Raw genomic sequence first — 14398 nt, 5'->3', positions numbered from 1 at the left:
GAGTACGACAGAGTACGACAGAGTACGACAGAGTACCACGGAATACGGCAGTGCTGTCGTACTCTGTCGTACTCCGTCGTATTCTGTCGTATTCTGAACCTCGCCCTTCAACGCACCGTCGCCGAGAGCCGCAGCAGGCGCGGGGTACCCGGTTGCAGGTTGTTGTTGCCGCTGGCTGACGGGTAGTAGCGCACGTTGGCCAGGTTCTCGACGTTCGCCTGAAGAAGCAGGTGCGCTCCGGACGAGAGGTAGAGCGCGGCGTCGAGCCTGGTGAAAGCCGGCAGCACCACGTGGTTGTCGATCGCCGCGTACATGCGCGCCTGTCGAACGGCGCCAAGGGCCAGCGCCAGTGGGCGCGCGACCTGCACGCGATTCCAGAGCGCCAGCGACTGGGCCGGCACGAGGGGAATGGTGGCACCCGCCGGCGCCGACGTCGTGCGACTCGCAATGCGCGCGCGCTGCACGGTGTACGCCGCCGACAGCATCCACGCCGTCGTGATCTGCCCCTGCGCCTCCAGTTCCACCCCGCGCGATTCCTGCTTCCCCGTCTGCACCACGACACCGGGACGCAGCGGATCGGGAGCACTCGACCGGCTGCGCGTGAGCAGGTAGGCCGCGCCGCTCAGTCGCAGGTTGGCGTTCGGCTCCCACTTGGCGCCCGCCTCGCGCGTCTCGAAGCGCTCCGGCTTCAGCGTGCTGTTCGTCGCCGTCAGCGACCCGAACTGGTCGCCCGCGCTCGGCAGCGCCGACGTCGCCAGGCTGGCGTAGAGGGAAGCCGAGGGATGCGGCTTGAAGACGAGCCCCGCGCGGGGAGTGATCATCACGTCCGTGCGGTCCAGCGTCTGCCCGTTCCGGTGATTCTCGAACGCGATCGCCATCCGCTCCACCCGCGCGCCCAGCGTCGTCTGCCACACGCGTCCGAAGCTGCCCCGATGCTGCGCGAACGCTGCCGCGACGTTGGCCTGCGTGCCATTGTCCGCATCCGTCGCCGACTGGCGGAAGTTCACCGTCGGCCACTTGTCCGGCCCGGCGGTCGGCACCGAGGTGCTCGTCACGTCGCCGGCGAAGTACCCGGTTTCACGGAAGTTCGTGGTCCGCTGTCGGCCGAACTCCACGCCGGTGAGGAGTTCGTGCTCAACGCCCCCGGTGTGCGCCTTCCAGATGAGATCGGTCTGGCTGAAGAGATTCCGTCGTTCCGTCTCGTTGCTGTACCCACTCAGCGCCACCGTGGTCCCCGTGGCGTTCATCGCGCCCGGCACGAGGTTCCGGTACATCTTCTCGTACGCGGACCACGCGAATACCGTGCGCAGTTGCAGCGCGGACCCCGCACCGCGCTCGTACTCCAGCCGTCCATGGTCCACGACGGCCCGCGCGCGATTCACGGCACGATCGCCGTAGAAGATGGACTCATCGATCGGCGCCGGCGCGCCGTGAAACGAGGGGATGCCGCGATCCACGCCGCGGCGGTCCTCAAAGTGCTCGTAGCTCGCGCGCAGCGTTCCACCACCGACGACGAGCGTACCCGTCGGGTTGACGCCCGCGCGGGAGAGCGGCACGCCGCGGAATGAATTGCTCGACTCGGCCATCGCGGTCACCCGCCCGGCTGCCGCCGCGCCGAGGGCGTGGCCCAGATCGAGCGTTCCTCGGCTCTGGTCGTGACTCCCGCTGGCCAACACGACCTCTCGGTGCGCACCGAAGTCGGCCTGCCGCAGCACCCGGTTCAGCACACCACCGCCGCCGCCCCGGCCGAACGCCAGCGCATTCGGCCCGCGCACTGCCTCCACGCGCTCGACGTTGTAGAGATCGCGCAGGTACTGTACGTCGTCGCGCACGCCATCGACGAAGAGATCGGCGGTCGAGGAAATGCCGCGCGTGGTAGGCTGGTCGCGGTGCCCTTCGCCTTGCCCCATCGTGATCCCTGGGAGATAGCGCACCACGTCGGCCATCGACCGCATGGCTTGATCCTGCAGCTGGCCACGCGAGAGCACGGAGAGCGACATCGGGAGATCCACCAGCTTGACCGTCGTGCGTGTGACGCTCCGCGTGGCTACGGTGGAGTAGCTATTCGAGCGAGAAGCGCGAACCCGGACCGTATCGAGGCGCGCTGACGAATCGTTGGATGCGGTGTGCTGGCCGAGGGCGAGCGCCGGAAGGAGCAGCGTTAGGGCACCGATCGGCAGGAGGCGAGAAATCTGCATAAGGGATATGTTTTATGGGAATTAGCTGCACGACAGATCGTGAAGGCACCTTAACTTTGTTGAGGTTGGTCCTAATCGCAACTACCAGATCACCTTAAGGTTTGTAGGTGTTTCCCTTAGACAAGAATGGGGCGGGAGACCAATCGTCTCCCGCCCCACATTTCACTCAAGTGTTTGCTATACCGCGTGTTAGCCTACCATCGTAGCCAGACCGTCCGCGCCTTCCCCTTCCGAACTACCTTCAGCTTCAGGTTGCGGTCATCGTCGTCGCCAATGATTCGCTGCAGCATGCGGGCGTTCGTGACGAGCCGATCTCCGGCTTCGACGATGACGTCACCGCCCTTCAATCCCGCCGCCGCCGCCGGCGTTTCGGGTAGGACACGCTGAACCAACACGCCGCCCTCCGCGCCGGTCAGGTCCTTGAAGTCGTCGGTCAGCGTTGTCAGCTGCGCCCCGGCCACGATGCTCGAGAAGCCGGAGATCGCCACCGGCGGCGGCGCCTCGAATGTCCACACGCTCGGCGTGGGCAGAGCGTCGGGAGCGGGCACGACTGTCGGCGGCGCCTTCGGCGTGCGCGGTGTCGTCGGCCGCACGAACGTGAACGCCCGGCCCTCGGGCATGCCGTGCCCCTGCAACTGCGGACGCATCGGCGCCAATGCGAGCTCGATGTCGCTGCACTCGTCGCCGAATCCTTCGGGCCGTTTCTGCACCTGAACGGTGAACGACTGCTCGCGCCCCTCGCGCGCGATGCGCACGGGAAGCTTGCGTCCCGGCGACAGCATCTGCGCGAGGATCACGTCGCGCCCAACCACGTCCCGACCGTCCAGCGCGATGATGTGGTCGCCGCGACGAAGTCCGGCGCGAGCGGCCGGTGAACCGGTTTCCACTGAAATGATCTCGGGCGGTTCGTCGAAGCGATAGACCTCCGGACCGCTGCCCTCGCGCTTGACCGTGCCCGTGATGTTGAACGTGACGCCGAGATAGCCCTCCGGCGCCCGATCCGCCGGCTTCCGGCTGCTGCAGGCCATCTGGATCTTCGAGAGCAGCTTCAGGTTGCTCTCCGTGATCTTCTGGAGCTGCTCCTCGAGCGCCTGGCGTCGCGTCAGGTTCTGCTGCGCCGAGCTGTACTCGCGCAGCGCCATCCCGATGCGCTCCTCGAGCACACGCGACTGCGCCAGTGACCGCATCAGGCTGTCTAGCCCTTCCAGGACGACGGTGACTTTCGTGTTGTCGCTGGTATCGACGCGCACGGTCAGCGTGCGGCCAGCGCGCGGCGACGTCGCCTGCTGCGCCCCCGCCGCACCCGCCGTCGCGCCAAAGATCGCGCCCGCCATCAGCGCCACCGGCGCCACTCGCCACTTGAGATTCAGGAACTGCCTCATCGTATCAACCTTACGTGGGAAACTGTTGTCGCTCTGTTGTATTTCTGTTGTCTCTCTGTTGTCTCTCTGTTGTCTCTCTGTTGTTTCTCTGCCCTCGTGCGCTAATAGCGCTCAAGGGCCTGCTTCGCCGGCAATGCCGCCTGGTACTGCTTGAGCGTCGCCTCGCGCGCCGCCATCGCCGAGAGGTAGTACTGGTTCAGCACGGGATCCTGCGGCGCCTGGTAGAGCGCGGTGCGCGTGGAGGCGACGATGTTGTCGAGCGCGGTGAGCCGCGCGCGATAGGTGTTGACGTTCAGGCCGATGAAGTGTGACGTGGTGTCCTGCGCCGCGAGATAGGCCGCCGCGTCGGAGTACTGCTGCTGCGCCGACGTCAGCACCTGCATGGCCGCCTGTGGTGAATCGAAGACCGGAGCGGCCGCGGCCGGCGTCGACGCCCCGTTGGTCGCGACCGGCGCTGGCGGACTCGCAAGCTCGACGCCCGCGCTCCACCGCCCGGCCAGCGCGCTTCCGGCGACGAGCACGAATCCCGCGGCGATCCGCATCATCCACTGCCGGCGCGAGGCCGTGGACGCCGCCCGCGGAACCGTCGAGATGATCCCTTCGGCCTTGAGGGCGGCGCCCAGCGCCGCCCAGTCATTCAACGGCGCGCGCTCGCGTGGCGTCTCGGTGAGGGAGAAACGAACGAGCCGACGGTGCGCATCCAGTTCAGCGGTGCACGGCGCGCACGCGGCAAGGTGCAACGCCTCCTCGGGCGTCGCCGTCTCGTCGACCAGGGCGGCCAGTCGTTCAGGAGAGATGTGCGGCATGTGACGATTCCTGCGAAATGGGAGCATCCACCAGGTGCTTGAGCAGCGTGCGCAGCTTGGCGCGCGCCTTGAACAGTTGCGACTTCGATCCGCCGGACGTGATGCCCAGCTCGGCGGCGATTTCCTCGTGCGTGTATCCCTCGACGTCGTGCAGCACGAAGACCGCGCGCGCGCCGGGTGAGAGCTTCTGCACCGCCTCATCGATGGTCTGCGCGAGCAGCGAGCGGTCGCCCTCGTGCTCCACCGACACGGTGTCCTCCTCGATCTCCGTCTCCGCCTTCCCCAGCCGGCGCAGCGAGCGCTGCGCGTTCAGCGTGCGGTTCACCGCAATGCGGTGCGCCCACGTGCCGAACTGGGAATCACCGCGATAGGTGGGGAGGGCGCGGAAAATCTGGATCCAGACTTCCTGCGCCACGTCAGCGGCCTGGTCGGGATCGCCAACCAGGCGCCTCACGACGGCGTCAATACGCGGCGCGTATTGCACCCAGAGGGAGCGCAACGCCGCTTCGTCGCCATGAATGGCGCGTCGGATCGTCAGCTGATCAGCCATGAACGTTCGGTAATTGGGTCACCCCGCCCGCCCGAATGGTTGCCGGGGTGACTGTCGGAGAAAGTACTCGTCTTGCGAGTAGAGGGTGGAGCCGCTAGTCCTTCCCCCTGGCCCGTTCCCTACCGACTCGACCCACGGGTTGATTCGGCGTGTTTTCTTTCTGTGCCCGTGCCCCCTCCCCGATGATCCTCTATCTCGTTGCCGCACTGGCGTTTGGCGATACCTTGGGGCGGTTGCCCATCCAGAAGCCAGAAAGCGTGGGCATGTCCCCTGAGCGACTCGAGGTCATTGACCGCGTCGTGCAGGAAGGGATTCGCGCGGGGGGATATCCGGGCGCGGCGGTGATCATTGGCCGGCAGGGTGCGGCCGTCTGGCGCAAGGGCTTCGGCACGATGGGCTGGGAATTCGAGAGCGCCCCCGTCACCGCAGATCAGACGATCTACGATCTGGCCTCCCTCACCAAGGTGGTCGCCACGACCACGGCCGCGATGATCCTCTTTGACGAAGGGCGGCTGCCGCTCGACGCCAAGGTGGCCGACTACCTGCCCGACTTCCAGGGGAAGTGGAAGGACGAAGTCACGATTCGTCAGCTGCTCACCCACCGCAGCGGCCTGCCGGCGGGCCGCGAACTCTGGCGCGTCGCCAGCACGCCCGGTGAGGCGCGGGCAGCGGTCATCACGACCAGGCTTCGCTTTCGCCCCGGCCAGTCCTTCATCTACTCCGACCTCGGTGCCGACGTGCTTGGCTGGGTGGTTGAGGCCATCGCCGGCATGCCACTCGACGCGTTCGTGCAGCAGCGGGTCTTCGCGCCGCTCGGGATGCACGACACCTTCTTCCTGCCGCCGGATTCCGTGAAGACGCGCGTCGCCCCAACCATCACGCAGGGTCTCGTGCACGACGAGAACGCGCAGGTGCTGGGCGGTGTCGCCGGACACGCGGGCCTCTTCTCGACCGCCGACGATCTCGCCGTGTTCGCGCAGATGATGCTGAACGGCGGTGTCTACGACGGAACGCGCATCGTCAGCGATTCGGTCGTCCGTCAGTTCACGCAGCGCGCGGCCGGCTCGCGCGCGCTTGGCTGGGAGATCGCCGAGGGCAAGCACGGGGCGGGTTCGTATCTCAGCACGGCGGCGTACGGCCACGTCGGATACACCGGCACGTCCATGTGGATCGACCCGCAGCGCAACATGTTCATCATCCTGCTCACCAATCGCGTCCACGACGCGCGGGTGAAGCGCCCGTCCACGGTCATCGCCGACATTCGCGCCGACCTGGCCGATGCGGCGGCGCTCGCCGTGACGGACGAGGACATGCGGATCGAGACGATGCCGGCGTCGTTCCGCGCCGATCGGGCAATGAACTGGAACAAGCCGCTGCGCACGCGTCGCTCGCGGCACAAGAGAACCCGATCGCGCCCAGCCGTCACGACGGTGAAACCGGCGGCCGGGAAAGCGGCGGCGGCGAAGAGCGCCCGCGCGGCAGGCAAGACCGCCGCGTCGAGCGCGAAGTCGAAAGCAACGGCCACCTCTAGCAAGCACTCGAAGTCGAAGGCCAGGGCAACGTCTGGCGCATCGAAGAAGAGTGGGGCGGCCGCCAAGACAGGCGCCGCGAAGACAGGTGCCGCCAAATCAGCCGCCGCGCGGGCAAAGAAAGCCGACAGCAAGAGCGGACGCTGAGCGCTTGAATTCCCGCGCGACACGCAGCCATACTGCGATGTCCCCCGGGAGGTATCGATGACCGATCCACTCAATCCAGCTGCGGCGCCATCCGCCGATGCCGTGTCGCCGACCGCCGGCGGCGAAGTCACCGAGGAGCTCATCAAGCTCGCCCTGCGGCGCGTCAAGGATCCCGAGCTGAATCTCAACATCGTGGACCTCGGACTCGTCTACGGGATCCACGTGGACGGCACGAATGTCATCGTCGACATGTCGCTGACGTCGCCGGCCTGTCCGTCAGGACCGGAGCTCGTGCACGACGCCACCACGCAGGTGCAGGCGGTGCCGGGCGTCACGAACGCCGAGGTGAACATCGTCTGGTCACCTCCGTGGACGCCCGACCGCATCGAGCCGCGCGTGCGCGTGTATCTCGGATTCTGACTGGCGACGCTGAAGGCGACAGATGACAGAGGGGCGCGAAGACCATTCTTCGCGCCCCTTGCTCACACCCGCGTTTCCGGCGTCAGTGTTCGCTACGATTCCAGATACGGCGAGTCGGCCGCGGGTGCTGCCGGCTTGTGCTTGGGCTTGAAGCTTTGGAGCGCCTTCACGAAGGCCGCACCCATCTCCGCCACCTGCCAGCGGCGCAGCTCCGGAATGGTCGCCAGCTCCTCCACCGAGCGGGGAACGAGTCGCGCCACCGCCTCGAGCCGCTCGCGTGATCCCAGCACGCCCGGATCGAGCTCCAGCCGCTTCGCCGCCTCGTCGCGCACGGCCTTCAGGCGGCCGACCTTGTCGTCGAACTCCGGGTCCTTGTCCCAGCGTGCAGATCGCGGAAAGCGCGGCAGCTGTCCCTCGTGGACCGCCAGGCCACGCTGCACGGCCGCGAGCACGTCGGCGGCGGCCCGTTCCACCATTCCGCGCGGCATCCCCTTGATCTTGCCGAGCGCATCGGCGTCGGCTGGCTGCAGCCGCGCGATTTCGAGCAGCACCTCGTTGGCCACCACCCGGAACGTCGAGCGATCGAGCGCCTTGGCCGTCGCGTCGCGCCACTGCGTCACTTCGCGCAAGACGGCGAGTTCACGGCGGGTGAGGTCGCGCGCCCCCTTGATGCGCAGGAAGGCATCGCCCGACTCCTCCGGCGCCCAGCGCGTCCCCTCGAGCCGCTCGAATTCCTCGCGCGCCCAGGCCCAGCGTCCCTTCGCTTCCAACTGCGCCTTCAGCACGTCACGCAGCTGCAGCAGGTGCATGGTGTCCTGGGCCGCGTAGTCGAGCATCCCTTTCGTGAGGGGACGCATGGACCAGTCGGCCCGCTGGTGCTTCTTGTCCAGCTTCACGTCAAAGTGCTGCTCGAGCAGCGCGGCGAGCCCAAACGCCTTCACGCCAAGGAGCTGGGCGGCGACGCGCGTGTCGAAGATCGTGCGCACGTTCCAGCCATAGTCCTGATGGAGCAGGCGGAGGTCGTAGTCGGCGTCGTGAAAGACCACCTCGACCTTGGGATCTTCAAGCAGCGCACCCAGCCCGGCCGGGGGCGCAATCGGCAGCGGATCGATGATCGCGTGCACGTCGCGCGTCGAGAGCTGCAGCAGGTAGATGCGGTCGATGAACCGGTGGAAGCTCGCCCCTTCGGTATCGAGCGCGAGGATCGGCGTGCCGCCAATCCCCTCGAGGAATTGCCCGACGGCGCCGTCCGAATCGAGGTACCGCACCGTGGGTGCCGTGCTCCTGGGATTCACTCGCTTCCTTCCTCTCCGGTGTCGCGTGTGGTAGAAATGTAGCGAGGACCCTCACCGAACACCCGCACCCCTCGTCATGGCCTCCGACTCGACGCCCCCAGCCATCCCCGGGACACCCGACGCCCGGCCTCTCCCCACCGGTCCCCGCCGGATCGCGGGGCGGTTGACCACGGAGCACAGCGACCTGGTCAAGGCGGCGCTCATCATCGTCTTTGTGCTGGTGGGCCTTCAGCTGCTCTGGGCGGCGCGGATCCTGGCGCTGACCGCCTTCCTCGGGGTGCTGTTCGGGCTGGGCGCCGCCCCGGCGGTCGACGCGCTCGAGCGGCGTGGGTTCCGCCGGGGGATTGCCTCACCCCTCGTCGTCTTTGGAACCGTCGGCCTCATTCTCGCGCTCCTCGGGTGGTCGGCGCCGACGCTCGTGGATCAGTCGCAGGAACTCCGGGTCCGCATCCCGGCGGCGGTGCAGAAGATGGAAACGTGGCTGGCCACCAGGCAGCCGCGCCTCCTCGATGCCATCGCCGGGCCCGAGAAGCCAGCGGCGTCCCCCGTCGCCGATAGCGCCGCCGCGCCGGCGGCCGCGCGCACGCCGGCTACGATGGACGAGGCGCCAGCAGCAGGACGCCTGGTTGAGGCCTTCTATCGTCAGGCCGGCCGGCTGAAGACAGTCGCGATGGGCATTCTCACGTCAACGCTCGCCGTCGTCGGCGGCTTCGTGCTGGTGCTCTTCCTCGCGGTCTACATCGCCGCCGAACCCGAGGTCTACAAGCGCGGATTGCTGCTGCTGTTTCGGCCAGCCACGCGGCAGCGGTTCGCCCCGGTGCTCGACGCGATTGCCGTGAAGCTGCGCCGGTGGCTGGGCACGCAGGCCATCGCGATGCTGGTCATCGGCACCGTCACCACGATCGTGCTGATGATCATCGGGGTGCGCGCGGCGCTGCCACTCGGCCTGCTCGCCGGCATCCTCGAGTTCATCCCCAATATCGGTCCCACGCTGAGCGCCATTCCAGCGATCATCGTCGCCTTCGCCGATTCGCCGGAAAAGGCATTGGCCGTGGCGATCGCATACTGGGGCATCCAGTTCCTCGAGAATAACCTGCTCATTCCCTACCTCATGAAGGAGCAGCTCGACCTGCCGCCGGCCCTGACGATGATGACGCAGGTCGTCATGGCCTACGTGTTCGGGCTGATGGGACTTTTCGTGGCCACCCCGCTTCTCGCTGCGATCTTCGTGACGGTGCAGATGCTGCATGTGGAACCGGACCCCGTGTCGGAGGAAGGAGTGCCCGACGGCAGCGGGACGGCCGCGTGATCACCTACCTGGATGGCCGTGCCATCGGCTACGACGACGTCGGCTCGGGCGTTCCCGTGCTCTTCGTGCACGGCTTTCCGCACAATCGTTCACTCTGGGCGCCGCAGCTTGGGGCCCTGGCGGCGCCAGCGCGAACCATCTGCATGGACCTGCGCGGCTTCGGCGAAAGCGCCGGGGGTGCATCGGAAGGGGTGGATGGCTATGCCGACGATGCCGCCGTCCTGCTCGACACCCTCGGCATCGATCGCGTCGTGCTCGCGGGACTCTCCATGGGCGGTTATGCCGCGTTCGCGTTCTGGCGCCGCCACCGCCAGCGCGTGCGCGCGCTGGTGCTCTGCGACACGCGAGCGACGGCGGACAACGAGACCGGTCAGCAGGCGCGCCGCGAGATGCAGGCGCTCGCGCGGGAGCGGGGAAGCATGGCCGTCGCCAACCAGATGATCACCGGCATGGTCGGCCGCACCACGCGGGAGAAGAACCCCGAACTGGTGGACGAACTGCATCGCATGATGTCGCTCGCCCCCGTGCAGGGGATCGTGGATGCGCTCGACGCGTTGCGGACGCGGCCAGACTCGACACCGACGCTCGCCACCATTGACGTGCCGACGCTGATCGTCGTCGGCGACGAGGACGTGCTCACGCCGGCCAAGGATGCCCGCACGATGCATCTCGCCATTGCCGGCAGCCGGATGGAAGTGATCGCAGGCGCCGGGCACGTGAGCAACATGGAGCGCCCGGCGACGTTCAATCACGTGCTCAGCGAGTTCCTGGTCGCACTCACCGCGCAGTGAGCGGCATCATTATCATTCTGCCATCCGCCATCGGCCATCTGCCATCGTTCCCTTGACCACCATCTCAGCTTCCGAATCCTCCCGCCCCGCCCGTATCGGCGCCGTGATCTTCCGCAACCGCGGCTGGCTCCCGGTCCCGTTCCTCGCGGTTCCCCTGATCGCCCCGGGCGGCATCACTCGGCTCGGCGTGGTCATCGGCGCGATGCTCATCGTGCTTGGCGAGGCCTGGCGACTCTGGGGCGTGGCCACCGCCGGAACCGTGACGCGCCGGCGCTCGCGCAACGTCCAGAAACTCGTCACGCATGGGCCCTTCGCGCTGAGCCGCAACCCACTCTACAACGGCAACTTCCTGATCTGGATGGGTTTCGTCGCCCTGAGCGGCGTCTGGTGGTTCCTCCCTGTCGCCATTGCGCTCTTTGCCGTCGAGTACTTCTTCATCGTGCGGTATGAGGAGGGCGTGCTCGAGTCGATCTTCGGCGACGAGTACCTCGCATACAAGCAGCACACGCCGCGCTGGATCCCGGGCTTGTCCTCGACTCAGACGGACGGCGAGTTCTTCTGGGCCGAAGCGTGGAAGAGCGAGATCAGCACGTTTCTGCAGTATGCGGCGCTGCTGATCGTGTTCGTCGGGAAGGATCGCTACTTTCCGCGGGGGTTGTTCTAGGGACAGTGATGGCGGATGGCGGATGGCAGAGAAAAAGCCCGGCATGCTGTGCCGGGCTTCGTCCTTTCAGCCATCCGATGTCCGCCATCCGCCATCACTCTCCGTCTGCACCGAACTCCGCCCTACCGCGTCGGTTTCCCCGGCGGATTCGGCCCCGCAAAGACGTCCTTGTTCTTGGCGATGTACGACTTGAGGTTCGCCGGCACGTCTTCCTCCGGGAAGATCGCCGTCACCGGGCACTCGGGCTCGCAGGCACCGCAGTCGATGCACTCGTCAGGATGGATGTAGAGCTGGTCCGGTCCCTCGTAGATGCAGTCCACGGGGCAGACATCGACACACGCCTTGTCCTTGGTGCCGATGCAGGCTTCGGTGATCACGTACGGCATGGCTGCTCCTCAGGGTGGAATCGTCCGGCAACAATGGGAAGATAAGCGCCGTGTGGAGGCCGCTCAACCGCCACGGCTCGCGTCCCCCTCCCGCCTCAGCGGCCGTCTTCTGTCGTAATCTGTGGAATTCTGTCGTATTCTTTCCGTATGGAACTGACCGTAAACGGCTCCCCCCGCGAGGTCGATCCCGCGCGCTTCCCGACCCTGCTCGCCGCCCTGCGCGATCAGTTGGGACTGACCGGCCCGAAGCTCAGCTGCGACCACGGTGAGTGCGGCGCTTGTACCGTGCGCCTCGATGGCGACCTGGTCTACGCCTGCCTCACGCTGACGGCGACCTGCGGAGGCGCCGAGGTCCGCACGGTCGAGGGCCTCGCCGAGGGCAGCGCGCTGCATCCGTTGCAGCAGGCCTTCATCACGCATGACGCCGCGCAATGCGGGTTCTGCACGCCGGGCCAGTTGCTCGCGGCTGAGGCGCTTCTTGAACGCAACGCACATCCGACGGACGCGGAGATCCGCACGGCGATGAGCGGCAATCTCTGCCGCTGCGGCACCTACCCGAAGATCATCACCGCCATTCGTGCGGTGGCCGACGCCGGGAAGACGCCGTGAGCGACTCGAACGGCGGCCGACGCGCCCGGTTCGTGCAGACGACGGTCGAGGTGGAGGGACGCACCGAGACGCGCGTCGTCGAACTCCCGGCGTTCGAGCCGGACGCGTGGACGGCAGAAACGCCGCTGTCGATCGTGGGCACGAGTCCGTTGCGGGTGGATGCGCACGAAAAGGTCACCGGGCGGGCGCGCTACACGGCTGACGTCGTCCGTCCGGGCATGCTCTACGCGGTCATCGTGCGTGCGCCCATCGCCAAGGGGACGCTGACGTCGCTTGACCTCGACCACGCGCGTGCCATGGCCGGTGTGCGCGCCGTGATGGGCCCGGGCGACGCCCCCGCCGCGACACGCCTTTTCCGTCGCCAGGTCTCGTACGCCGGCCAGCCGCTTGCCGCGGTCTGTGCGGAGTCGCTGCTCAACGCGGAGCGCGCCGCGCGCGCCATTGCCGGTTCGCTCGTCATCGAGCCGGCCCCGCACGTCGTGACGGTGGACGATGCCATCGCCCCCGACGCACCGCGGGTGCGCGACACCGGCAACAGCACGGCGCCCGATGTCGTCGAGCGCGGCGATGTCGCGCGCGGCCTCGCCGAAGCCGACGTCACGATTGCACGCGAGTACCGCACGCCGGTCGCCTTGCATTCCGCGCTCGAGCCGCACGGTGCCGTCTGTGAATGGAACGGCGATCAGTTGACTGTGTGGGAATCCACCCAGGGCATCTTCCGTGTGCGCAGCGACGTGGCCAAGGCGCTCGGCGTGCCGCAGGCAAAGGTGCGCGTCCTCAAGGACTACATGGGCGGCGGCTTCGGGGCCAAGAATGGCGCGGGCGCGCATACCTACACCGCCGCGCTCTTTGCCCAGAAGCTGGGCCTGCCCGTGCGTTGCATCAATGATCGACGCGGCGAACAGACCGACACGGGCAACCGGCCGGCGACCGTGCAGAAGGTGACGATTGCCGCCAGGAGCGACGGCACGCTCACCGCGCTGCTGCTCGACGCGCTCATCCCGCTCGGCGTCGCGGGCTGGGAGGGCGGCCCCGCCCAGATCTTCCACGAGCTCTACCACTGCCCGAACGTCCGGACGACCGAGACATCGGTCTACATCAACGCTGGCGGCATGCAGGCGTTCCGGGGGCCCGGCTACGTCGAAGGCGCCTTCGCGCTCGAAGGTGCGATGAACGCGCTTGCGCGCGCGCTGCAGATGGACCCGGTGCAACTGCGGCTCAAGAACCTCGCCACGCACGACGAACGCACCGGCCGCCCCTTCAGCGGCAACCGCCTGGACGAATGCTACGCCGAGGGGATGAAGCGCTTCGGTTGGTCCTCCGCCATCCGCCATCAGCCATCCGCCATCGCTCAGCCCCGGCGCGGCGTAGGCTGCGCCGCGCAGACCTGGCCCACCGGCGGCGGCCCGCCTTCCTACGCGAACGTCCGCATCAACAGCGATGGCTCGGTTGACGTGCTCGCCGGCACGCAGGACCTCGGCACCGGCTCGCGCACGATCCTCGCGCAGATCGCCGCCGAGGCGCTCGGCGCCCGCCTCGACACCGTGCGCGCCGTCATCGGCGACACCGAGCGCCTTCCGTATACCGGCAACTCGTGGGGCTCGATGACGACGCCGAGTGTCGGCCCCGCCGTGCGCATGGCGGCGGAAGAGGCCAAGCGACACCTGCTCGAAGCCGCCGCGCAGATGCTCAACCTGCCCGTTGAGTCGCTCACCACGCGAGACTCGCAGATCCTGCCGTCCTCTGCCGTTTCTCTGCCGTCCTCTGCCGTTCCGCTGCCGTTCTCGGAGGTCTGCCGCCGGCTGGGCAACGTCCAGATCGTCGGTCACGGATCGCGCGGCCCCAATCCGGAACTCGCGGTGGTGACAGTCGGTGCGCAGTTCGCCGAGGTGGAAGTGGACCCGGAGACCGGCGTGGTGAAGGTGCTGCGACTGGTGGCGGTGCACGACGCCGGCCGCATCATCAACCCGGCGCTCGCCGAGAGCCAGCTGCACGGCGGGATCATCCAGGGCATCGGTTACGCACTTTTCGAGGAACGGCACATCGACCGCGCGAGCGGGATGACGCTCAATGCCAACCTGCACGACTACAAGGTGCCGACGATGGCCGACATTCCGGACATCGACGCGTCGTTCCTCGACGGCGCCGATCCGGCCGCCAATCACATCGGCGCGCGCGGCATCGCCGAGCCGCCCATCATCCCGACGGCGCCCGCCATCGCCGCGGCGGTGGCCGACGCGCTCGGCGTGGAAGTCTGCTCGCTCCCGCTCACGCCGTGGCGCGTGCTCGGCGCGCTTGCCGGCTGATCACCC

General features: G+C 67.6%; 13 protein-coding genes. 7 read left to right on the top strand and 6 right to left on the bottom strand.

Annotated features, from left to right (window positions below; all coding sequences use genetic code 11):
* Positions 1-107: 107 nt before the first annotated feature.
* The 4 genes from VGJ96_12035 to VGJ96_12020 all read right to left on the bottom strand — a co-directional run bounded on the left by VGJ96_12035 (position 108) and on the right by VGJ96_12020 (position 4936).
* Positions 108-2198 carry a TonB-dependent siderophore receptor gene (locus VGJ96_12035; GenBank protein ID HEY3287837.1) on the bottom strand — a complete coding sequence of 697 codons (2091 nt, stop codon included), beginning with the start codon at positions 2196-2198 and terminating at the stop codon, positions 108-110.
* Positions 2199-2392: 194 nt separating this feature from the next.
* Positions 2393-3580 carry a PDZ domain-containing protein gene (locus tag VGJ96_12030; protein ID HEY3287836.1) on the bottom strand — a complete coding sequence of 396 codons (1188 nt, stop codon included), beginning with the start codon at positions 3578-3580 and terminating at the stop codon, positions 2393-2395.
* Between the two features lie 101 nt (positions 3581-3681).
* Positions 3682-4386: a hypothetical protein gene (locus tag VGJ96_12025; protein HEY3287835.1), complete on the bottom strand. Its 705-nt coding sequence runs from the start codon at positions 4384-4386 to the stop codon at positions 3682-3684.
* Positions 4367-4936 carry a sigma-70 family RNA polymerase sigma factor gene (locus tag VGJ96_12020; GenBank protein ID HEY3287834.1) on the bottom strand — a complete coding sequence of 190 codons (570 nt, stop codon included), beginning with the start codon at positions 4934-4936 and terminating at the stop codon, positions 4367-4369. Before VGJ96_12020 ends, VGJ96_12025 begins: the two co-directional genes overlap by 20 nt.
* Positions 4937-5118: 182 nt before the next feature.
* On the opposite strand from VGJ96_12020, the gene VGJ96_12015 reads away from it, so the two are divergent.
* A complete protein-coding gene (locus VGJ96_12015; protein ID HEY3287833.1) occupies positions 5119-6612 on the top strand; it encodes a serine hydrolase in 1494 nt (497 codons plus the stop codon).
* Between the two features lie 57 nt (positions 6613-6669).
* On the top strand, positions 6670-7032 hold the full coding sequence (locus VGJ96_12010; GenBank protein ID HEY3287832.1) for a metal-sulfur cluster assembly factor: 363 nt from the start codon (positions 6670-6672) through the stop codon (positions 7030-7032).
* A gap of 92 nt (positions 7033-7124) precedes the next feature.
* On the opposite strand, the gene VGJ96_12005 is transcribed toward VGJ96_12010, so the two are convergent.
* Entirely contained in the window at positions 7125-8327 is a 1203-nt protein-coding gene (locus VGJ96_12005) for an HRDC domain-containing protein (protein HEY3287831.1), read from the bottom strand.
* A gap of 163 nt (positions 8328-8490) precedes the next feature.
* Between VGJ96_12005 and VGJ96_12000 the strand changes: the two genes are divergently transcribed.
* Genes VGJ96_12000 through VGJ96_11990 form a run of 3 tightly spaced genes read left to right on the top strand, consistent with a single transcriptional unit; the run spans position 8491 to position 11091 of the window.
* Positions 8491-9636, top strand: coding sequence for an AI-2E family transporter (locus VGJ96_12000; GenBank protein HEY3287830.1), 1146 nt, complete (start codon positions 8491-8493; stop codon positions 9634-9636).
* Positions 9633-10427, top strand: a complete 795-nt coding sequence (locus VGJ96_11995; protein HEY3287829.1) for an alpha/beta fold hydrolase — start codon at positions 9633-9635, stop codon at positions 10425-10427. The genes VGJ96_12000 and VGJ96_11995 overlap by 4 nt, the downstream gene beginning before the upstream one ends.
* Before the next feature lie 52 nt (positions 10428-10479).
* Positions 10480-11091 (top strand): isoprenylcysteine carboxylmethyltransferase family protein, encoded by a 612-nt coding sequence (locus tag VGJ96_11990; protein HEY3287828.1) that lies wholly within the window; start codon positions 10480-10482, stop codon positions 11089-11091.
* 122 nt (positions 11092-11213) lie between these two features.
* Here the strand turns inward: VGJ96_11990 and VGJ96_11985 are convergent, their stop codons facing one another.
* Entirely contained in the window at positions 11214-11477 is a 264-nt protein-coding gene (locus VGJ96_11985; GenBank protein ID HEY3287827.1) for a ferredoxin family protein, read from the bottom strand.
* Between the two features lie 147 nt (positions 11478-11624).
* Here VGJ96_11985 and VGJ96_11980 point away from each other — a divergent pair, with 147 nt between their 5' ends.
* Both VGJ96_11980 and VGJ96_11975 read left to right on the top strand, forming a co-directional pair.
* The gene (locus VGJ96_11980) at positions 11625-12086 is read left to right on the top strand and encodes a (2Fe-2S)-binding protein (GenBank protein HEY3287826.1); all 462 of its coding nucleotides are present in this window, start codon (positions 11625-11627) and stop codon (positions 12084-12086) included.
* Positions 12083-14392: a xanthine dehydrogenase family protein molybdopterin-binding subunit gene (locus tag VGJ96_11975; GenBank protein ID HEY3287825.1), complete on the top strand. Its 2310-nt coding sequence runs from the start codon at positions 12083-12085 to the stop codon at positions 14390-14392. The genes VGJ96_11980 and VGJ96_11975 overlap by 4 nt, the downstream gene beginning before the upstream one ends.
* Positions 14393-14398: the final 6 nt, after the last annotated feature.

This window comes from Gemmatimonadaceae bacterium, from assembly GCA_036504815.1.
Taxonomy (GTDB): Bacteria; Gemmatimonadota; Gemmatimonadetes; order Gemmatimonadales; family Gemmatimonadaceae; genus PNKL01.
The sequence above is the reverse complement of the archived record's forward strand: the minus strand, read 5'-3'. Positions and strand labels throughout refer to the sequence as shown.